This window comes from Siminovitchia terrae (assembly GCF_003605405.2).
GTDB classification, from domain to species: domain Bacteria; phylum Bacillota; class Bacilli; order Bacillales; family Bacillaceae_C; genus Siminovitchia; species Siminovitchia terrae.
Map to the genome: position 1 here is coordinate 93,769 of NZ_QYTW02000013.1, position 20,154 is coordinate 113,922.

Genomic DNA, 20,154 nt, shown 5'->3' on the forward strand with positions numbered 1-20,154 from the left:
AACTAAAGATAAATATTACTTCCGGCTGCCTTGAATTCGGCCGCTTTGTTCTTCATCCCCTTTTCAATGGCTTCCTGTGTATCGAGGTCATTTTCTGCTGCATATTTACGAATATCATGCGAGATTCTCATACTGCAAAATTTCGGGCCGCACATAGAACAAAAATGGGCTGTTTTTGCCGCATCTGCAGGCAATGTTTCATCGTGATACTCCACGGCTCGCTCCGGATCCAGGGATAAATTGAACTGGTCCTCCCAGCGGAATTCAAAACGAGCTTTTGAAATTGCGTCATCCCTAATCTGAGCGCCCGGGTGCCCCTTCGCCAAATCTGCAGCATGGGCAGCTATCTTATAAGTAATGACCCCTTCACGTACATCATCCTTATTGGGCAGTCCCAAATGTTCTTTTGGAGTTACATAACACAACATCGCTGTTCCGTACCATCCAATCATTGCCGCGCCAATCGCGGAAGTGATATGGTCATAGCCAGGGGCAATATCAGTTGTAAGCGGTCCAAGCGTATAGAACGGCGCTTCATGACATGCTTCAAGCTGTCTGTCCATATTCTCCTTGATCAGGTGCATTGGAACATGTCCGGGACCTTCAACCATCACTTGGACATCATGCTCCCATGCGATCTTTGTGAGCTCTCCGAGTGTTTCCAGCTCCGCAAACTGCGCTTCATCATTCGCATCCGCAATGGATCCAGGGCGCAATCCATCACCCAAAGAAAATGCAATATCGTATGCTTTCATAATTTCACAGATGTCCTCAAAATGAGTATATAAAAAGTTTTCTTTATGATGATATAGGCACCATTGCGCCATAATTGAGCCGCCCCGCGAAACAATGCCTGTTACACGGCTTGCCGTTAATGGAACATATCTTAAGAGTACTCCAGCATGAATCGTAAAATAATCGACACCCTGTTCTGCCTGTTCAATTAGTGTATCACGGTAAACCTCCCAAGTGAGGTCCTCAGCAACCCCCTTCACCTTTTCCAAGGCCTGATAAATAGGAACGGTGCCGATCGGAACCGGAGAATTTCGGATGATCCACTCCCGGGTCGTATGTATGTTTTTCCCTGTCGATAAATCCATGATTGTATCGGCGCCCCATCGAGTGGCCCAAGTCATTTTTTCCACCTCTTCCCCAATGGAGGAGCTCACTGCAGAATTCCCAATATTTGCATTTATCTTAACGTGGAAATTCCTTCCAATGATCATCGGTTCCGCCTCTGGGTGATTGATATTCGTTGGAATGATGGCACGGCCTTTTGCTACTTCATCACGGACAAACTCAGGCGTTAGATTTTCTCTTATTGCAATGAATTCCATTTCGGGCGTAATGACCCCATTTTTTGCATAATGAAGTTGGGTAACAATTTTTCCCTTCTGTGCCCGGATAGGTCTTCGTTTTAATCCCGGAAACACATTCCGCTCCGCTTTTGGATCATCGTTTGATTTAAAACCATTGTCTTCGGGCTTAATCTTACGTCCCTCATATTCCTCTACATCACCGCGCTCCCAAATCCATTGGCTTTTAAGCGGAGGCAGCCCCTTTGTAATATCAACTGCATATTCCGGATCTGTATAAGGCCCGCTTGTATCATATACCCGAACGGGAGCATTAGCCTTCTCTATTGCTTCCGTCTTTGTAGGATTCAATTCAATCTCCCTCATGGGTACTTTGATATCTGGCCTGGCTCCTTCCATATACACCTTTTTGCTCTTTGGAAAATTGGACATGATGGCGATACTTTTCTCATCTGATAGCGACATAGACATTAGATACTCTCCCCTTCATTTTTTGGTTAAAGGACGAGATCTGATTGGCAGGATTCCGTGCAGACAATACAAAAAAGCCGGGACCATAAAAAAATGGCTGGACCCGGCCTAAAATGTATAGACTTCAATTAAGATGCACTACTCATTAACTTCCCTACGCTGGCATTAACCAGATCAGGTCCAAAGGGTCAGGAAACTTCATCGCGTTTCTTCTCTCAGCCCAGCTCTTTGGGCACCCCCAGTTATTGCTATTCGATTTGTCTCCACTATATTAGACTCTTCATGAAAATTCAAGGGCGAATTTCAAAAATAAGCCTTTATTCACAGAAAGAAACATCAGCCTTCCTAATCAAATGCGCCTTGGCGTATTTGCGCCCAGATTTTATCGAGCTTCGCTCGATAAATTTCCTTTGAAAATATGAGGCATCCGCCAGAGGCTTTAACTTTATTCAGCGGGGGTTTGACCCCCCACTGAATGGAATACCAATAGGCATTCATCTCACCACTTATAGAAGTGGGAGACTTCTGCTGAATGAAGTTAAATGATATCTACCCAAATTTTAACAGCCGTTGCCAATATCAATACAGCCAATATGACTTGTAAAATTTTGGTGTTCATTTTTTTACCTGTCATTGCACCAAGGGGAGAAGCAATCAGGCTGGCAATAATCATGATCAATGCCGGAACATAGTCCACTTGCCCTGTAGTAATCTTCCCTACCGTTGTTCCAATGGATGAAATGAAAGTAATGGCCAAAGATGAGGCGATTGTCATGCGGGTTGGAATTTTTAATACGACAAGCATGATAGGCACTAATAAAAATGCACCGGCCGCCCCGACTATCCCGGCACCCAAACCGACAACGAAAGCAAGGAGGGCTGCAAGCCATTTATTAAATTTCACCTGCTCAAACGGGATATGATCAATTCCCTTTTTCGGAACAAACATCATCACCGCAGCTATCAATGCCAGAATCCCATAAATTAGGTTAATGCCTCCCTCTGACATAAGTTTGGAGCCAAATCCCCCTATAAAACTTCCGATTAAAATGCTGCTTCCCATATATCCAATCAATGTTTTATTCAAATAGCCGCCTTTTCTGTAGGCCCAAACTCCACCAATCGTCGCAAAGAATACCTGGACGGCGCTGATTCCGGATACTTCATGTGCGCTAAATGCTGCTAAACCGAACAGCGGTGGGATATATAAAAGCATCGGGTATTTAATAATGGAGCCGCCAATCCCAAGCATGCCCGAAATATAAGAGCCGATAAAACCTATTAAAAAAATGACGAGGATAAATGTAAAATCCATCGCTTAACCTCCTTAAACAATGTGGAAGCGTCGGATATAAGAAAAGCGCAAGCGCCTTGGTCAGCGCGGGCAAACAAGACGATTCCCGAGGAGGCGGTTGTTCAGCCTCCACAGGGAAGCGGCTTGATGGGCTAGGCGCTGGCCGCCGCCACATCCTGTGGCTTCGGTGGTACTAGTATTTCCTGTACGTCGCACTAGACAGATAAAATCTTAATTCGAACAAAATATTTCATCTAATTTTTTACTTTCTTACTCTTGGAAAAAGGGGAACCCTTACGTCCCCCTTTATGATCAGGCTTTTTTAATCCAAAATTTGAAAACACCGTTTTCTTCGTCTATTTTCAACAGTTCATGTCCGCCTGATTTAGTCCATGCTGTCAAATCGCTTTTAGACCCTTTATCAGTTGCATGTACTTCCAATATTTGTCCAGACTCCATTTCATTGATCACTTTTTTCACTCTTACGATCGGCATTGGACATGCCAATCCTTTCGCATCTAAAAACTTTACAGCTTCCATTTCATATTCCTCCTATTTTTTATCTTACCGCGCAGCGGTTCGGACCAATTTCCATTTCACGTTGCTTTTCCAAATCAGGATTTATTTTTCCCATGTTTGTTTCTCGTATTTCCTGATAAGCGTTTGGCTGGGGAGGCAGATTTTCAGTTACTAATCTTCTAAACTCTTCATCACTATCAATATTCAAGCCATGATTGTTTTCAAAAAGAGTTCCCAACTTTTCAGAAACGCTCCCGTCTTCATTTAATTCATCTATAATCATGAAATGGGCCGGCAGAACAAGAAGTTCTTCGGATAGCTCTTTATAACGGGAATATAATGTCTCCCGCAAGTCACCCACCCAATCTTGTGCCAATCCAGCAAGATCCGGTCTTCCAATCGAATCAACAAACAAGATATCTCCTGTCAATAAATATTTTCCATCTACAATAAATGATGTAGATCCAATTGTATGCCCCGGTGAGTAGAGCGCATGAATATCAATCGCTGTATTGCCGATTGTAATCACATCTCCGTCTTCAAGAGGTTCATAAACATAAGTGACCTCCGCTGCATCCTTTGGAGGAAGCCAATAGGTTGCATTTGTCTGCGCGGCGATCTCTCTGCCTCCCGAAATATGGTCGGCATGAAGGTGAGTATCAAGCACATGGGTAATATTCGCATTTTTGCTTTTGGCAAACTCTGTAAAAACATCGATCATACGAGTCGCATCAATCACTGCAGCTTCTTTCCCCGAAATGATCATGTAAGATAAACAGCCTTTTCCCATTCGGACAAACTGGTACATTTCTCCGCCGTCTTTCAAATCTCCGATTTTTACAGGCTCCAAATGTTCACTCCAGGCCTTCATGCCACCTTCCAAATATGCTACATCCAATTCTTGCTCGGCCAGCATTTCAGCCACCATTACTGACGATCCTTCCTTTGCACAAACAACGAGAACCTCTTTGCCGATAGGAATTTTTCCTAAAATGTCTTCCACACCATCAAGCAGCTCGAAATATGGAATATTTAAGTACTCCACATTTCTCCCTTCAATTTTCCAGTCCTGAAAGTCACTTTCATTCCGAACATCCAAGATAAACAGCTCTTCATTGTTCACGATTTTTCTTGCAACATCTTTAGATGTCCAAACTGATACTGTCATCACTTTACCCCCATAGGTATATTTTTAATTAAAAAAATTTACTTTTGTATAGCCTCCATAATACTGTTTGGATCAAAACCGATAATCCACTGGCCGTTGATTTCAGTTTGCGGCACACCCATTTGTCCAGTTGTCCTTATCAATTGCTGCATTTTTTCAGGGTGGCTTTCTACATTTACTTCTTGAAAAGCTATTTCATTTTCCTTCAAAAAGTTCTTCAACATGACGCAGTACGGACATCTCGTTGTTGTATAAACAGTCACTGGCATCTATTGCTGACCTCCTTTATGATTGACACCCTCTAATTGCCCGGTCCATTCACTCATGCCCGGGATAACATTGAACACTTTGTCAAACCCTTTTTCTTTCAGCTTTTGCGCTGCCATATCGCTCCGGTTCCCTGTACGGCACACGACGAAAATTTCCTTTTCTTTCTGCAGTTCATCTGCCCTTTCATCGAGCTCTCCTAAAGGAATGGAGATGGCTTCTGGAATATGGTTAAAGGCATATTCAGCAGCTTCTCTTACATCCAGCACAATGATACTCTCATTTGATTCGATTTTCTTTTGCAACTCATCGTTTTGAACAACATAGGGGTACTCTTTCACTTCTGTTTCCTCACTGGCGGACTTTCTGAGGAAATGCTTCAATATTTCACCGTCCTCCAAAGTGCCCAAGTATTGATGACCAACGCTTTCCGCCCAAGCCCTGATATCGGCCTTTGATCCTTTATCAGTCGCTTGAACTTCCAGGACTTTACCTGGGGCTAGCTCATTCATTTCCTTCTTTGTCTTGACGATCGGCATTGGACACGCCAACCCTTTTGCATCCAAAATGACATCGGCATTTATCTTACTCATCCTATAGCCTCCAGTTGATTATTTTATTTTTCCTTCCCAATCAAGCATACCGCCAACCATGTTCATAGCTTTGTATCCATGGCTCTCCAAAAGTTGCGTTGCCCGGCCACTTCTTCCGCCAGAACGGCAGACCATAATATATTCTTTAGATTTGTCGAGCTCACTTATTTTTAATTCAACCAATCCTAATGGAATGTGAATAGCTTCAGGAATTTTTCCCGCTGCTACTTCGTCGGCTTCGCGGACATCTATGATATTTAATTTTTCTCCTTGATCCAGTTTCTGTTCCACTTCTTTTGCACTTATTTCCTTCATTTTTACTTCCTCCTTATCAAATGCGCCTTGGCGTATTTGCGCCCAGATTTTATCGAGCTCCGCTCGATCAATTTCCTCTGAAAATCTGTGGCATCCGCCGGAGGCTTTAACTTTATTCAGTCGGGGTTTGAACTCCCGCTGAATGAAATACCAATTTGCATTCATCTCACCACTTACAGAAGTGGGAGACTTCTGCTGAATGAAGTTAAAACCAGGCATTCATCCCGCCACGGACATTTGCCAATTTCATGTATCCTTTTTTCTTCAGGATCCGGCACGCTTGTAGGCTCCTCATTCCACTTTGGCAAATTAAGATGATTTCTTTTTCCTTTAAAATCCTTTGATTTGCTTGGCTTTCCAACATATGAAGAGGGATGTTTTGAAAGCCTGGAATATGGTTTCTTTGATACTCGGCTGGTGTCCTTACATCAACAAATTGCTTGTTTTTATCCTGCAACATTGTCTTTAATTCATCCACTTTAATCTGCCGTATTCCTCTGGGCGGCAGCATCCGCCATATAATGAACACGACAAACAACGTAAAAGCGATTGCTCCCATAGCTCTTCAATCAACCCTCCTGCCTATATAAACAGATTCACATGACCAATTTCTGCATCTGCAAGATAGGCTGCCACACCTGCATAGTCAATTCCATCCAAGAGCTCCTCCTGCTGTAATCCAAGCAGATCCATCGTCATTGTACAGGCAACTAATTTGATATCCTGTTCCTTTGCCATATCAATCAATTGAGGCAACGGGATAGCATTATGCTTTTTCATGATATCTTTAATCATTTTCGGCCCCAACCCGGCAAAATTCATTTTGGAAAGTCCCATTCGGTCTGCGCCTCTTGGCATCATTTTGCCAAACATCTTTTCCATGAACCCTTTTTTGACCGGGATGTTCTCCTCCTTGCGTAGCGCGTTCAAGCCCCAAAATGTGTGAAAAATGGTCACTTCATGGTCATAGGCTGCGGCACCATTTGCGATGATGTATGCTGCCATCGCTTTATCGTAATCGCCGCTGAACAGCACGATTGTCGTTCTTTTCTTTTCTTCCATCGTTGCTCCCTCCACCATATACCCATTAGGGTATTATTAAACTTAAAAAATATATTACCTTTACCCCTATGGGTATTATACTATTAAAAATAAAAGAGAATGTCAACCCTCTTTTTTCAGCGGCTCTTCACCAATAAGTTTACCGCTTCTTTGACAAGCTCTTCCGTACTTGCTTCCCCTGATTCATTTGCCTTTTGAACACACTCCACTAGGTTGGAGCTCACAACCACACCAATGGTCCGATCGATAGCAGTCCGTGCAGCTGACAGTTGAATGATCACATCTTTGCAATCCTTATTTTCTTCCATCATTCTTAATATTCCTCTGAGTTGCCCTTCAATGCGTTTAACTCTGTTTTTCATTTGATCATCATAATTCATTGAACTGCCCCCTCAATTGTTATTTCCTAGGCTCATGGACTTTTTTTCGTTTAATAAAACCCTGGTACTATCCGCGATTGAATAGCCACGAATGTGATAGCCCTTTTTTTGCAAATAGCGAATCCCCATATTACTTTCCAATTTGCTCGAAGCAACCAAATAAAGGTCCATGCTCGGAATGTCCTGATAATTTCTTTTTAAATAAGCAACCGGGATCGTTAATGCACCGGGTACCGGACTTTTATAGGACTCGTTAAAATCTCTTATATCAACAATCGTTATAGTATTACTTATATCTTCCTGTTCCACACTTTTGATACCGAAAACAGGAATATACCTGTTATAAAAAATCATGCCTACAACTATCATACTAAAAATCAGGATGATCATCTAGGGTATCGTCCTCCTTAAAAATTTCATACGATGTTCATTTTATACACATGGGGGTATATTGTCAAATCTCACTCATTATAAAAAAGAAAAAAGGCGAAAGAAACGATCGCCTGATAAAAATTTTGTATTATGAAGCCACATTCTTCGGAATAGAAGATCCTTGTCTTTCGGAAAAATAGGCGGCAATAAAATAAATAATAGCCAGCCCTGCCACAATCAACGCAATCGTGTTGCTCAGGTTATCCCATAGCTCCGCCAAGCCTAAAAAGGCCGGAATCGTACAAGTAATCCAAGCCATTACAAAAGTTACTTTTCCGACATAGCGTCCAATGTCCATGTTTTTTGCCAAGACTAAATAGAATAAAAACCATAAATATGACCAAAACAACCATATAATTCCAAATTTTATATCTGCAGTGTTAAAGCTAATACAAGAAAAGCCAAGTGCCAAAATCGAAACCCATAGACAATACCAGCCCAGCCCGGATGTTTCAAGGCCAAACCAGTTTGTCAGCCCGACATATAAATAGGTGAAGCCAAATAAAAAAATACTAGCCGCTCCCATTATTTCCGACATATTTCCGTCCGCTTTTATGATCAAATAAATAGGGGTGAAAACTTGCAGTATCCCGATGAAAATATTAAAGACCGAAGCACTTTTTCCGTCAATCCTGCCAAGTAACATTAAGGAATTGATAAACAAAACTCCACCGACATAAAGCAGTCCCACATTAGACAAAGGGTTCCCCTCCTTTTTCGAGAATCTTTCACTCCCTGTCGTCCTTGAAACAGCCCGATTTAATTGTCGCCCCCTCCTGTTTCCGGCTAATTATTTTGAATATTATATTAATTCGAGGTGGTTGTCAATGATATGTAAGCCTTGCAAAAAAATTTATGCGGCCAATCCATCAAGATTGATTTATCCCCCATTTTTGTAGGGAAACATCCGGACAGTAAGTCTGAAGAGGGTATATAAGTTTAGTCTATGAGGAGGAATGGAGCGATATAAAATCGTACAATATTTTCAAAACATTGCTGAAGGCGTATCAAATGCTCCTTGGCGTATTTGCGCCCAGATTTTATCGAGCTTAAGTTCGATAAATTTCCTCTGAAAATCTGTGGCATCCGCCGGAGGCTTTAACTTTATTCAGCCGGGGTTTGAACCCCCACTGAATGGAATACCAATAGGCATTCATCTCTCCACTTACAGAAGTGGGAGACTTCTGCTGAATGAAGTTAAACATCCTTTATCAAGTTACCCCCTCCTGTATTTTTTTCTAATACCGGAAGTAGGCGTAAAAAAATGTACCAATAGAAGCGGGACATTCCGCCTTCACGGTACATTTTTCTATCTTAATTGTTTTGTTCAAAATAACGCTGAATATATTCTTGCTCTTTAATTCTGCTTTTTTCGGTGACTTTCTCACCGTCATATATTCCATATGGCTTAGAAACAAGGCTTAAAAGAAATTCGGTTTCATCTGTGATGTTATCAAAGTTGCCCTCAAGCCATCTGTCCAATATACTTTCGTATGAATAGGCACTATTCTTCGTATTCCTTGAAATCTCAATAGAATCCACCTGTTGTTCAAGATAAAATATATTACCTTTTGTCATTTGGATCCGTCGAACCGAATCAGCAACAATCTCTGGAGGGGTATCATTCTCCCCTCCAATATTCACTTTTTGAAGGGACATCTCGACCATTCTCGTGATCAAGGTCAATTCATCAGATATTTCACCAACATCTCTTTCTGCTGTCACTCTTTCCTCATTAGTAGCTATATATTTGATCGGCGCTGCTATTTCCAGGCTGGATGCGTCCTTGTTACTCTTATCGGCACCCATTTCGCTATCACTGAACGTGAAAGCAAAATAAACGCCTGCAGGAACCGCTGCCAGTCCGGCAATGCCGAGCGCGATATTTTTTTTCATTCATGTTTCCTCCAAAAACTCTCAACCGTTGATATACCTAGGCTCCACTTCTTCAATGTATCGTACGGAAATTTTTATTTGCTGGTGGAGGTCTTTGGGTCTTATAGATTTCCGAATGATAAGCAGCATGTTCATTTTCCGAATCTGCTTTTTCTCGAAATAGAATCCCTTTTACCATGTAATCACCATTCGTTATAATAAGAACCGTTCTCATTATGCAAATACTTGAAACCATACTTTTGGGACAACTTCTTACTTTTTGCCTCATCTTTAAAACCTATTGCCAGTACCTGTATACCATATTGCTTTCTTAGCTTTTGTAATCGTTCCATTTTTTCTAACGCCCATTCATCATGCGCAACTTCCCTGTAAGAAAAATCTTCCCACATAATAAAATCAACGTAAGGGGTTGTATAATCCATGAGTGTATCAAATCCCCAATTTTGTCCTATAGACAAATCGTCATACTCCGCCTTTATTTTTTTCATAAATTCTCGCATAGCTTCATTTTGTGATCGCTGTTCATCCGGTTGCAAAAAGGAATTAATATTTCCTACCGTATCAAGAAACACACCATCCAAACCTTTTTGAACAACCTGCTTCTCTATCTCTTCTAGTAAAACTTTTTGATAATGAACCGAAGTCATATCCATCATGTAAGAATCCCACTGTTCAAAGTACATTTTAGTCCCATTTTCATCTTTATAAAAATCATCTTCTTTGAACTGATGATAAAGTTCTTTGTTCCATTTGTCTCCTTCCATTGCATTAATATATCCATATACTAATGTCCCCTGTTGCTGTGCAGCTGAGATATAATCTTGTTGCATTTCAATCGGCTCAACGATGACCAAATCCATTTCTTTCATTTGATCGCCGATTTTGACACTCCCTTTATCCAAGTAATATTTAAATCGTTCGATATCTTTTATTGTTGTTCGCTCAGCACATGACCCAAGTATGAATAAGGGAAGGACACATGAACATAAGATTATTTTTTTCATCATTTTCTCGTTTCTCCCAGTGGTCTTTTTTCCTGAACGAGCTGTTAAATCGTTTCATGTCTTTTTCATCGAGAAAATAAGAAGAAGCTGAACAATAAGAAATCCATTTCATGGCTTCTTTCTTAATGACTAGTAAACCCTCAAATTAATACATTTGCGAAATCAGCAACAGTTACAGAATCATTTTAGCAGAATCTTTGATGGTGAACTCTTTCCAATCAACATGGAGAGGAAAAATAACTATCAAATGCGCCTTGGCGTATTTGCGCCCAGATTTTATCGAGCTTCGCTCGATAAGTTTCTTCTGAAAATCTATGGTATCCGCTGGAGGCTTTGACTTTATTCAGCCGGGGTTTGAACCCCCACTGAATGGAATACCAATAGGCATTCATCTCACCACTTACAGAAGTGGGAGATTTCTGCTGAATGAAGTTAAAATTCATTTGTTCTGCATTTACATATAATAGCATAAAAAAGACTTTGGTGATGATAATGTTTTCTTTTTCCTTCAAAAGGGGAGTAATTTGATTAAGAAACAAATAAAAAAAACCATAGGTGAGTCAACACCTTCGGTCCATTCAAAAAATAGCATAATTCCCTTCAAGAGGGGATATATCGGAGTGATTCCTTTAATTTTTTGAAGATGAACACATGGAATACCGTTAATTTTGATGAGCCGGTAGGAATGAAGGAGATTGTTTGTGAGTATGAAAATGTAATTATAGATAATCCGGAACAATTTTGGAGAGAATTGTAATATGGTTTCATCCAAGAACAGGCATGCGATCGTCTTTATAAGCTCATTGGGTTTTATAGTGATAACAGTGCAAGTGTGGGTTATGGGGAGTCTTACTTTTTATTATCACACCGGTTCCAATCATAAAAAGAGTCAGCGATTATCAAGCAGCGTTACTTTTTGTAAGCATTTCGGTAACGATGCTTTTCGGAGAAGGTTTCGGCGAGGGCATTGATCATAATGTAATCGGTATTGTAGTTATATAAAGATTGATAAAAAACTCTCTTCTCTCCATTTGCAACAACAATTAAAAAACCGTTATTTTGAAAAGAGATTGATCAAAATGACGTTTTCCTGTTTGATTAAATATCAATTTTTTATAATAATGTTTGAGCATTTCTTATTGAACTAACCCCCCGTTTGTTTAAGTACATACTTTAACAAACGGGTTTTTAAAGATTAAAAATTTCAACTTCGAAATACCTTATATATGAGAGCAAGAGATGAATCTTCCCGAAGCTTTCGTTTATTCTCTTGCTCCGGCTTAGTAGTAGGCGTCACCTATATCCGCTTCAAGGTAAAAGGATCAATCCATACCCTCTCTTAATTTGACCATGTTATACCAGCGTTCTCCTCCATGTTGTGATTCAGCAATGCCATGGTTAACAAATCCAAATTTTTCATAAAAAGTAACTAATTCCCGTTTGCATGTTAACGTGATTCCTTCTCTTTCATTTTCCTCTACAAGCTCTTCCATTTTCTCAATCAAAATTTTTGCAATTCCTTGATTTCTAGCCTGTTTGGACACAGCTAACCCTAAAACACTCTGATATCCCCCTATTTTCGGGTTCTCTTTGATTTTCTCAAAAAGGTCATCGGTTATATATGTTTGATTAATGATAGGGCCATTAATATAACCAAGGATCTCCCCCTCCTTTTCTGCCACAATAAAGGTATCAGGTATCAACTGAATCCTCTCCACAAATGCTTCTTTCGTGGCAGCTTCTTCAATTAAAAACCCTTCATTTTCAATATTTAACAGTTGTTTTAAATCTGTAGTTTGAACATTTCTTAAAGAAATCATTTCGTCTATAACCCCTCTCGTGAACTACATCGCCATTGAAATGAAATAGCTATTTAATGTTTACTTCAGAAATCTTTTAACTGTTTAATTTGGTTACCTTTACTATCGAAATTTTTTTCATCCAACCATTGCTGCAGTGCCCTTTTTCGATTCGGCCACTCTTCTATTAACATGGAAAACCAACTAGTATCTCTCAGTCGATTTTTATAAATCATATCCCTTCTAAAAGTTCCTTCATATTTGAAACCAAGTCTATTGGCAGCATTTTTAGAGGGAACATTCAGATCATCACATTTCCATTCATATCTTCTATATTGCAGTTCCTCAAAAACATACTTTGCTAGTAAATAATGAGCCTCTGTTGCAATTCTCGTTCTTTTCATTTTATCTGAAAAATTTACATCTCCAACTTCAATTACACCGTCCTTTTGATTAATTCTCATTAAAGAAAACAATCCGAGGGGATTTCCTGATTCCTTCTCTAGAACCGCATAATAAAATCTATTACTATGATTCATGCAATCATCGACAAATTTATCAAATGTTGCCATATCATTAATAGGTTCATATATTAAGTAAGTCCAGTTACTATGATCGACATTCTGTTGATAGGCTTCAAAAAGTTTTTTAGTATGTTTTTTCGAAAGTTTTTCTAAGATGGTATACTTGCCAACATGTTCAATTTTGGAAGGAAATTCTCTTTTTTCCCATGCTAAAATCTCTTCACCAATCTGTTGGTTAAATTCATTTACTTTTGTTTTCATATAGTTCCCTCCTTCTAATATATACATACTTTAATTTATAAGTTGTCCCTAGTGAAGGTACAAAATTGGGAATGATAAGAGGGACAGTTTATGATTATTTTAATACCTACTACAAAGTGCATACTTATATTTTATCAGTGCTTCTCCCACGAATTATCATAAATACTATTTAATTTTGTTTCCCCCTTTCTTGTTTCGTACTCATAGGCAAAATGCTCTCGAGAGATGACACAAGACAAATATTCCTTTCAGGTGACAAGTACTACCTCGGGACTGACGCAAAAATAAATTGAACTTGTTATCAGTATCTGATATATTACATTTAATATATTTAAGTTGGTGAAAAACAATGAATACATTCGAAAGTACTGGGCAAAAAATAAGACGTAAATTTATGCGTGATGAAGTGTACGATATATTATTAGATTGGATTGTTACTGGAAAATTAATAGCTGATCAACAAATTCGGGATAAAGAGATTTCTGAACAACTTGGTGTTAGCAGAACGCCAATTAGAGAAGCACTTCTTCGTCTTGAAAATGAAGGTTTTGTGCAAACAAAAGCTAACAGTTCTACATTTGTGACTCCGATCAAGTATCAAGAAATTAAACATTATTATTCGATTACTTATACTCTTGAAAAACTAGTCATAGAGGAAATATATACAAAAATCACCGATCAGCATCTTGAAAAAATGATGAATGTAAATCAAGAAATGTATCTTTCTATCAAGGAAGGAAATTATCTTACTGCTTTAAAGAAAGACACCGAGTTTCATGCGATTCCTATTTCTCTTTCACTTAATGCAGAGTTAAAAAAAATACTAACAAATCTAAAACATAAGCTAAAAAGGATTGAACTTTATTATTACGACAAAATAGAGGATGCTCATATATCGTTTGTGGAACACGAACAAATTATCGATGCATTGAAACAAAACAATTTAAATTTAACGCTTGAATATATTGAACAAAATTGGAAAAAAGGATTGGAAAGAATTCAAAATCATTTAATTAAAAACGAAAATGTTAACCGCTAAGAGGAATAATTTTTTAGATGTGGCAAGAAAGCACTTGTAGAGCTCGGTATTAATGACTCGTTCAATAATTTAATTTTTAAAATTAAAAAGGAGCTGTGTGTAATGAAAAAGACAATTGGCATTATCGGTGGGATTAGTCCAGCTTCAACCATTAAATATTATGAGAAAATTATTGATCTCTATTATAAGAGAAATAAAGATTATTATTATCCGGAAATAAAAATTCATAGTCTAGATTTTCAATATTTTACGGACTTAGAGAATGAAAATCGAAAAAAAGAATACATAGAATATATCTCCGAAAGTATTAATTCCCTGGAAAAATCCGGTGTAGATGTAATGATCATGGCAGCAAATTCACCACATTCCGTTTTCGATATTGTATCATCTAAAGCAAGTGTACCAATGATTAGCATTGCAGAAGAAACTGTAAGAAATGCTGTCAAACATAATATGAAAAAGGTATTATTAACTGGGATTAAATATACAATGAAATCGACGTTCTATGCTGAGTTATTTGAAAAGAACGGTATTCAACTTCTTGTTCCGAGTGCTCAAGAACAAGACGAGATTAACTCAATTATTTTTGATGAACTAGTTTTAAATATAATTACGGATAAATCAAGAAATAGAATGCTGGAGATCATAAATAACTATACTATCGATGGAGTCATACTTGGCTGTACCGAATTGCCCTTATTAATCGAGCAGGAATTTTGTCCTGTTTATGTCTTAGATACAATGACTTTACATGTTGAGGCGGTACTAAACCATATCCAAAACAATGATTCTTGTAGTGGTTCATGAGTAAAATTGACATAAAGAGGAGCCCCCAAATGCCTTTTAGGCTATTTGGGAGCTCTTATATCTATGTTGTTTTTCAAACCAGACAACTACCGTTCGATTAAATATTCCTCTCTTCAAATTTTAAAAGGTTAAGTAACTCGTTGCAAAAAACAGTACAGAAAATAAGAAATACAAAAAAATCATTGTGTCATCAAATATTCCGCACTGTTTTTACATCTAATATCGATAAAACAAAAGGTTCTATTTCTCTCCCCTTAGGGAAACTATTAACATCCTCTCTCCATATCCCCCTATATGCAAATTGGAATCCGGTCAATGTTAGTTTTACCAATATTTCATTGATCATCGCAAGCATATGAACTTTAGTTTCAAAACAATTAGCCTAATCAGTGAAAATCGGATCTTTTTGGGAAAAACCCCAAAAAATTTTTTTAAAATAAAGGAACGAGTTTATGTCGGAATTTCCCTGTTTTTAATTTTTTCTTTTTCCTCTTGTTTGCAAATTTTTACAATATCTCTTTTTTCCCTTGTCCCGTATACATGGTCTTTTTGGATACAAGTACCTTTTCCAAAAAACCCTATATCCTTCCAAAACTAATAACTGCCTACCACTAGTGCCTCCATAAAATGACTTTCAATCAAAAGAACAATTATTTAAAGATTAATTATTGAACCTCATCATTTTAATACAATAAGTTTGAAACTATACACTAGTGTCGGTATAATTAAAACATTAAAACGACACTAGTGTATAGTTTCATGAAGGAGGTGATTCTATGGCTCCAAAAGTTAGCGAAGAATATAAAAATGAGAAAAGAAAAGAATTGATAAAAGCAGCCAAGAAGGTGTTTATCGAAAAAGGATATGTACACACATCAATGCAAGATATTATGGATGAAGCCGGAATCTCCAGAGGAGCATTTTACAGTTATTTCGATAATATTGATCATGTTTTTATCGAAGTCTTAAAAGATGATGACAAAAAAGATGTTCAGTATTTTGTACCATCTGATGAAGGTCCTTTGTGGCCACAATTAAAACGGTGGGTTGAAGAACAGCAGTCTCATATTGAAGCGATTGATCAAACATTGCTCTTTGCAAAGGCAGAATTTTTTTTATCATCTAAGTATGTGAAGAATAAAAATAATTTCCCTTACATTTCTGAACGCTACAATCAAACTGCTGAAGCTATTGAAAAGGTGTTAAATGAAGGGATTCGTAAAGGAGAGTTTAGGCCACAACAGTCTACTCATTCTATTGCCAGGTATATCATTTCATTTATAGATGGTTTAATGCTGGACACGTTTCAATTGGGACACAAGCAAACAAAAGTTAAAGATCAATTATTCGTCTTACTTTTTTCTTTAGAAAAGATAATTAATCCAGTACATTTAACTTCATCCAGCAGAAGTCTCCCACTTCAGTAAGTAGTGAGATGAAGGCATATTGGTATTCCATTCAGCGGGGGTTCAAACCCCAGCTGAATAAAGTCAAAGCCTCCGGCGGATGCCACAGATTTTCAGAGGAAATTTATCGAGCTTAAGCTCGATAAAATCTGGGCGCAAATACGCCAAGGCGCATTTGATAATAAGGAGGGCAACGTTATGTTGTTTGAATCATCAAGAGTTAGATTAAGAAAAATGACAAAGGAAGATACAGACCTTTATCATACATGGAGAAATGATATGGAGGTTATGCACTCCACCAATCCATCATTAGATGTCTATCCGATGGAAGCAACTAGAGAATTTGTAGATCAAGTTATCTTGGGGTCACTTTCCGCCAAGAGTTATATCATGATTGAAAAAAGAAATGAAACACCAATTGGCATTATATCATTAATCAACATTGATTATAAAAACCGAAATGCTGAATGTATTATTGACATTGGCGAAAAGGAATATTGGGGCAAAGGTTATGGATCCGAGGGATTTAAATTACTTCTGGACTATGTATTTTACGAAATGAATCTACACCGAGTTTCCCTTAAAGTATTTTCATTTAATGACAGAGCCATTCATTTATATAAAAAAATGGGTTTTCAAAAAGAGGGAAATAGTAGAGAAAGTCTATTTAGAGAAGGTAAGTGGTATGACATCATTCATATGGGGCTTCTTCAAGACAAATACTTTGAGCTGCAAAAAAGAAATGCATAGTTCACCCTATTTTTATTCTTTAACATAAGGCTGTTTCTGAAAGTGCCACGCAGATAAGCCCCTCATCCCGAATACGGCAGTAGTCATAACGCCCTTGGTGTTCATCATAAATGGATTGTAGCAACTCTGTTCTATTGTAAATTTGGCCACAAAAAACTGCACCTCCAATTGTGAAACTGTACAATTGGAGGTGCAGTTTAGTTGGAAACGTCTGTTTTTTATTCTCTGGTGTAGAAATTCTATTTTTCATCTTTTCTTTCATCTTTATAGAACTCCGAATAATAATCGGCGTGTTCTTCCTACATTATGTAAAAACTAAATAATATTCAATCTCATTCTTTTTTGGAGACTTACTCATACTGATACTGCTATTTTGAATGAACGAGTTCCTCGACTTTATATTCTTCCCTTGACCGCCTGCTTTTCCATGTTTGATACCAATTTTGAACCATTTCATTTGGCTCGGAACAATACTCTTTATGTAACATATCCTTTAATAAGCTGTACTGGGCTTCAACTGAATACCGGTCTCCAAAAGAATCATATAGCTGCATTAATACAAAATAACTTTCTTCCTTGAAGGGCAGCGCCTCTTGTATTTGTAAATACAGGATAATAGCCTCAGAGTAGTTCTCTGTTGAAAGATAATATTTCGCAACCTTTTTCAAATAATGTGACCATTGAATCCTCATTCGACTCTTTTTATTTTCTGCCCACAAATAATTTTCTTCTTCCAGATAGTCCCCATTATACAAATTGCATATTTCTTTATGTTTTGATATGGTATCTTCATTTACAGAAGGAAATTCTTCTATCCCTTGTTCCCACTCTTCAATATCCAGCAGCACATCATTTAGTTCCAGCCTGTAACTACTTTTAGAATTGGTGATTGTAATATTGAAACCGACGGATTTTAACGTTTTTCTAATTTGATAAATCGTGGAATAAAGCTTTGAATATCCATCTTTTACCTCTTCACCCGCCCAAAAATGCTCTAACAATGCATCTTTCCGTATAAAATGACCGTGGTGATGAATAAGAAACGCGAACAGTGCTCTTGAGCTTGGCGTTCTCCATTTTACATCTATCACCTCTGAATTCCTTCCATAGTATTTAAATTGTAATTTTTTAAAACAGCATACCATCTGACGGGCCAACGTTGTTTTCATACTTCCCCTTCTTGACCGCAGGCTGATTATGGTTTCATTGAGTGCTTCTCCACGATAAGGTTTTACAAGATAATCAGTTATTTGAAGCTTAGATGCCCAAACAGCATATTGCTTATAAGTGGAAACAAAAACAATATTCATGTCTGGGAATGTTTCTTTTATTTCTTTGGCTAAATCCAGCCCGCTTATCTCAGACATTTCGATATCAAGAAAGACAATATCTGGTTGCACCCTAATGATTTCTATCAATCCTTGGTGAGGATTAGTGAACTTCCCAATAACTTGTACCCCTTCGATTTCTTGCAACATGTCTTCTAGTATTTCAAGCATTAATAAATCCTGATCGATTAATATTGTCCGCAATTTAATCCCCCCTCTTTACAACGCACCAATAGTTAACCAAGGTATGGTCTAGACGAAGGCAGTGCATGCTATTGAAAATAAATAAACATGTAAAAAAACCTGCATATAGCGTATTTGAGATATTGTTGTTTTCTATTGTATTTGTCTAACACCTTATATATAGAAATGATGATTCCCCATCCATTTTAAGACGAGTAATCCTTGAAACTACTAACAGGGATATTTCACATACCTATGATTTTTCTGGATTTTTTGTTCGTTTTATCCCTTCACATGTAATCCTTTAAGTCATCCATTTCGGAGGATCGTCTTTGGACCAATAAATCTCCCCTATTTCATGGTGTTCTTCAAAATGATCGTTGCTTAAATGGTAATGAAAATTAAACCAGTACCCCTCTAATGGTCGCTTTTCGCGCCTAACATGAAATCTGGCTACATCCTTTTGATTTCGTGAATCATATAAATGAAATATTTTTTCTCCATACCCGCCGGCAGGCTGCTCGGTAATCGTATAATACGCCACTTGATCTTGTCCTGCTTCAACAAGCATTAATGTTAGAATCTCTTCCATTGCCGGTAAAATCATACTCGTGAAATCATCTTCCACCTGCTGTAAAATTCTCGGGCCCATTTTCACTATCGCTTGTTCCTTCGCTTTACTAGTGAAAATATCAATGGCGTTGTCAGGAAAAACCGAATCTTCCTTAACTTCTGTATCTGAGCCAAGAAGTTTATCATTTTCTGCTTCTCTTATGTTTCTTTTCGGAGAATAGATTTCCTTATCTTCATTGATCGTTATATTCGAATCAACTGACGGGATATACAATCCTAAAGTGATAATGGCAACTAGAAAAACAGATATCTTTCTCAACCAAAGTTTCATAACCAATCCCCCTATTTCAAACTCCAGCTAATTTTTCATCAGGGATCATGAATCTTTTAATGATCACTTATTCCGATAGCCAAAAATAAGACGAAGGCAATGCCAAGTACCCAACTACATCAAATGCGCCTTGGCGTATTTGCGACCGGATTTTATCGAGCTCCGCTCGATAAATTTCCTCTGAAAATCTGTGGCATCCGCCGGAGGCTTTAACTTTATTCAGCCGGAGTTTGAACCCCCACTGAATGGAATACCAATAGGCATTCATCTCACCACTTACAAATGTGGGAGACATCTGCTGAATAGAGGTAAAATAAATCCTATAGCCATAAACCCTCTCCTCCATTTATCTAGTTATATTTCTACGGAGGCTTTATGAAAGTGCCTATCCCCTTCGAATTAGGAAGTGTCTAATCTAACTTCTAAAAAAGAGAAG

27 protein-coding genes and 1 riboswitch are annotated in these 20,154 nt (G+C 38.1%); of the genes, 4 read left to right on the forward strand and 23 right to left on the reverse strand.

What is annotated here, in order from left to right; translation table 11 throughout:
* Positions 1–2: 2 nt before the first annotated feature.
* From thiC to D5F11_RS13825, 19 genes are all read right to left on the reverse strand, one after another.
* Entirely contained in the window at positions 3–1,787 is a 1,785-nt protein-coding gene (gene thiC / locus D5F11_RS13745; RefSeq protein ID WP_120116778.1) for a phosphomethylpyrimidine synthase ThiC, read from the reverse strand.
* Positions 1,788–1,921: 134 nt separating this feature from the next.
* Positions 1,922–2,037: riboswitch (TPP riboswitch) on the reverse strand.
* 95 nt (positions 2,038–2,132) lie between these two features.
* On the reverse strand, positions 2,133–2,285 hold the full coding sequence (locus D5F11_RS26505; protein ID WP_185830696.1) for a hypothetical protein: 153 nt from the start codon (positions 2,283–2,285) through the stop codon (positions 2,133–2,135).
* Between the two features lie 40 nt (positions 2,286–2,325).
* Positions 2,326–3,102 carry a sulfite exporter TauE/SafE family protein gene (locus D5F11_RS13750; RefSeq protein WP_120116777.1) on the reverse strand — a complete coding sequence of 259 codons (777 nt, stop codon included), beginning with the start codon at positions 3,100–3,102 and terminating at the stop codon, positions 2,326–2,328.
* Positions 3,103–3,393: 291 nt separating this feature from the next.
* Positions 3,394–3,621 carry a sulfurtransferase TusA family protein gene (locus D5F11_RS13755; protein WP_120116776.1) on the reverse strand — a complete coding sequence of 76 codons (228 nt, stop codon included), beginning with the start codon at positions 3,619–3,621 and terminating at the stop codon, positions 3,394–3,396.
* A gap of 19 nt (positions 3,622–3,640) precedes the next feature.
* Positions 3,641–4,768 carry an MBL fold metallo-hydrolase gene (locus tag D5F11_RS13760; protein ID WP_120116775.1) on the reverse strand — a complete coding sequence of 376 codons (1,128 nt, stop codon included), beginning with the start codon at positions 4,766–4,768 and terminating at the stop codon, positions 3,641–3,643.
* A gap of 38 nt (positions 4,769–4,806) precedes the next feature.
* On the reverse strand, positions 4,807–5,037 hold the full coding sequence (locus D5F11_RS13765; RefSeq protein WP_120116774.1) for a glutaredoxin family protein: 231 nt from the start codon (positions 5,035–5,037) through the stop codon (positions 4,807–4,809).
* Positions 5,038–5,628 carry a sulfurtransferase TusA family protein gene (locus tag D5F11_RS13770; RefSeq protein WP_120116773.1) on the reverse strand — a complete coding sequence of 197 codons (591 nt, stop codon included), beginning with the start codon at positions 5,626–5,628 and terminating at the stop codon, positions 5,038–5,040.
* A gap of 18 nt (positions 5,629–5,646) precedes the next feature.
* Positions 5,647–5,943, reverse strand: coding sequence for a rhodanese-like domain-containing protein (locus D5F11_RS13775; RefSeq protein WP_120116853.1), 297 nt, complete (start codon positions 5,941–5,943; stop codon positions 5,647–5,649).
* Positions 5,944–6,148: 205 nt separating this feature from the next.
* Entirely contained in the window at positions 6,149–6,502 is a 354-nt protein-coding gene (locus D5F11_RS13780; protein WP_120116772.1) for a rhodanese-like domain-containing protein, read from the reverse strand.
* 23 nt (positions 6,503–6,525) lie between these two features.
* On the reverse strand, positions 6,526–7,005 hold the full coding sequence (locus tag D5F11_RS13785) for a DsrE/DsrF/DrsH-like family protein (RefSeq protein WP_120116771.1): 480 nt from the start codon (positions 7,003–7,005) through the stop codon (positions 6,526–6,528).
* A 116-nt stretch (positions 7,006–7,121) separates the two neighbouring features.
* Positions 7,122–7,385, reverse strand: coding sequence for a metal-sensitive transcriptional regulator (locus D5F11_RS13790; protein WP_120116770.1), 264 nt, complete (start codon positions 7,383–7,385; stop codon positions 7,122–7,124).
* Between the two features lie 12 nt (positions 7,386–7,397).
* The gene (locus tag D5F11_RS13795; RefSeq protein ID WP_120116769.1) at positions 7,398–7,775 is read right to left on the reverse strand and encodes a rhodanese-like domain-containing protein; all 378 of its coding nucleotides are present in this window, start codon (positions 7,773–7,775) and stop codon (positions 7,398–7,400) included.
* A 130-nt stretch (positions 7,776–7,905) separates the two neighbouring features.
* Positions 7,906–8,508 (reverse strand): AmiS/UreI family transporter, encoded by a 603-nt coding sequence (locus D5F11_RS13800; RefSeq protein ID WP_244861967.1) that lies wholly within the window; start codon positions 8,506–8,508, stop codon positions 7,906–7,908.
* 358 nt (positions 8,509–8,866) lie between these two features.
* Positions 8,867–9,022, reverse strand: a complete 156-nt coding sequence (locus D5F11_RS26510) for a hypothetical protein (protein WP_185830697.1) — start codon at positions 9,020–9,022, stop codon at positions 8,867–8,869.
* 109 nt (positions 9,023–9,131) lie between these two features.
* Positions 9,132–9,713 (reverse strand): DUF6241 domain-containing protein, encoded by a 582-nt coding sequence (locus D5F11_RS13805; RefSeq protein WP_120116767.1) that lies wholly within the window; start codon positions 9,711–9,713, stop codon positions 9,132–9,134.
* Between the two features lie 182 nt (positions 9,714–9,895).
* The gene (locus tag D5F11_RS13810) at positions 9,896–10,720 is read right to left on the reverse strand and encodes a glycoside hydrolase family 191 protein (RefSeq protein WP_120116766.1); all 825 of its coding nucleotides are present in this window, start codon (positions 10,718–10,720) and stop codon (positions 9,896–9,898) included.
* 215 nt (positions 10,721–10,935) lie between these two features.
* Positions 10,936–11,256 (reverse strand): hypothetical protein, encoded by a 321-nt coding sequence (locus tag D5F11_RS13815; RefSeq protein ID WP_120116765.1) that lies wholly within the window; start codon positions 11,254–11,256, stop codon positions 10,936–10,938.
* Positions 11,257–12,039: 783 nt separating this feature from the next.
* Positions 12,040–12,537, reverse strand: a complete 498-nt coding sequence (locus D5F11_RS13820; protein ID WP_120116764.1) for a GNAT family N-acetyltransferase — start codon at positions 12,535–12,537, stop codon at positions 12,040–12,042.
* 65 nt (positions 12,538–12,602) lie between these two features.
* Positions 12,603–13,301: a GNAT family N-acetyltransferase gene (locus D5F11_RS13825; RefSeq protein ID WP_120116763.1), complete on the reverse strand. Its 699-nt coding sequence runs from the start codon at positions 13,299–13,301 to the stop codon at positions 12,603–12,605.
* Between the two features lie 349 nt (positions 13,302–13,650).
* On the opposite strand from D5F11_RS13825, the gene D5F11_RS13830 reads away from it, so the two are divergent.
* From D5F11_RS13830 to D5F11_RS13845, 4 genes are all read left to right on the forward strand, one after another.
* On the forward strand, positions 13,651–14,340 hold the full coding sequence (locus tag D5F11_RS13830) for a GntR family transcriptional regulator (protein ID WP_120116762.1): 690 nt from the start codon (positions 13,651–13,653) through the stop codon (positions 14,338–14,340).
* A 102-nt stretch (positions 14,341–14,442) separates the two neighbouring features.
* On the forward strand, positions 14,443–15,147 hold the full coding sequence (locus tag D5F11_RS13835; RefSeq protein WP_120116761.1) for an aspartate/glutamate racemase family protein: 705 nt from the start codon (positions 14,443–14,445) through the stop codon (positions 15,145–15,147).
* 776 nt (positions 15,148–15,923) lie between these two features.
* Positions 15,924–16,574, forward strand: a complete 651-nt coding sequence (locus D5F11_RS13840; RefSeq protein WP_120116760.1) for a TetR/AcrR family transcriptional regulator — start codon at positions 15,924–15,926, stop codon at positions 16,572–16,574.
* Between the two features lie 177 nt (positions 16,575–16,751).
* Positions 16,752–17,303 carry a GNAT family N-acetyltransferase gene (locus D5F11_RS13845; RefSeq protein ID WP_120116759.1) on the forward strand — a complete coding sequence of 184 codons (552 nt, stop codon included), beginning with the start codon at positions 16,752–16,754 and terminating at the stop codon, positions 17,301–17,303.
* 19 nt (positions 17,304–17,322) lie between these two features.
* Here the strand turns inward: D5F11_RS13845 and D5F11_RS13850 are convergent, their stop codons facing one another.
* The 4 genes from D5F11_RS13850 to D5F11_RS13865 form a co-directional block, all read right to left on the reverse strand.
* A complete protein-coding gene (locus D5F11_RS13850) occupies positions 17,323–17,565 on the reverse strand; it encodes a hypothetical protein (protein WP_120116758.1) in 243 nt (80 codons plus the stop codon).
* Positions 17,566–17,671: 106 nt separating this feature from the next.
* A complete protein-coding gene (locus tag D5F11_RS13855; protein ID WP_120116757.1) occupies positions 17,672–18,835 on the reverse strand; it encodes a response regulator in 1,164 nt (387 codons plus the stop codon).
* A 283-nt stretch (positions 18,836–19,118) separates the two neighbouring features.
* Positions 19,119–19,718, reverse strand: coding sequence for a YpjP family protein (locus tag D5F11_RS13860; protein ID WP_120116756.1), 600 nt, complete (start codon positions 19,716–19,718; stop codon positions 19,119–19,121).
* A gap of 67 nt (positions 19,719–19,785) precedes the next feature.
* The gene (locus D5F11_RS13865) at positions 19,786–19,986 is read right to left on the reverse strand and encodes a hypothetical protein (protein WP_120116755.1); all 201 of its coding nucleotides are present in this window, start codon (positions 19,984–19,986) and stop codon (positions 19,786–19,788) included.
* Positions 19,987–20,154: the final 168 nt, after the last annotated feature.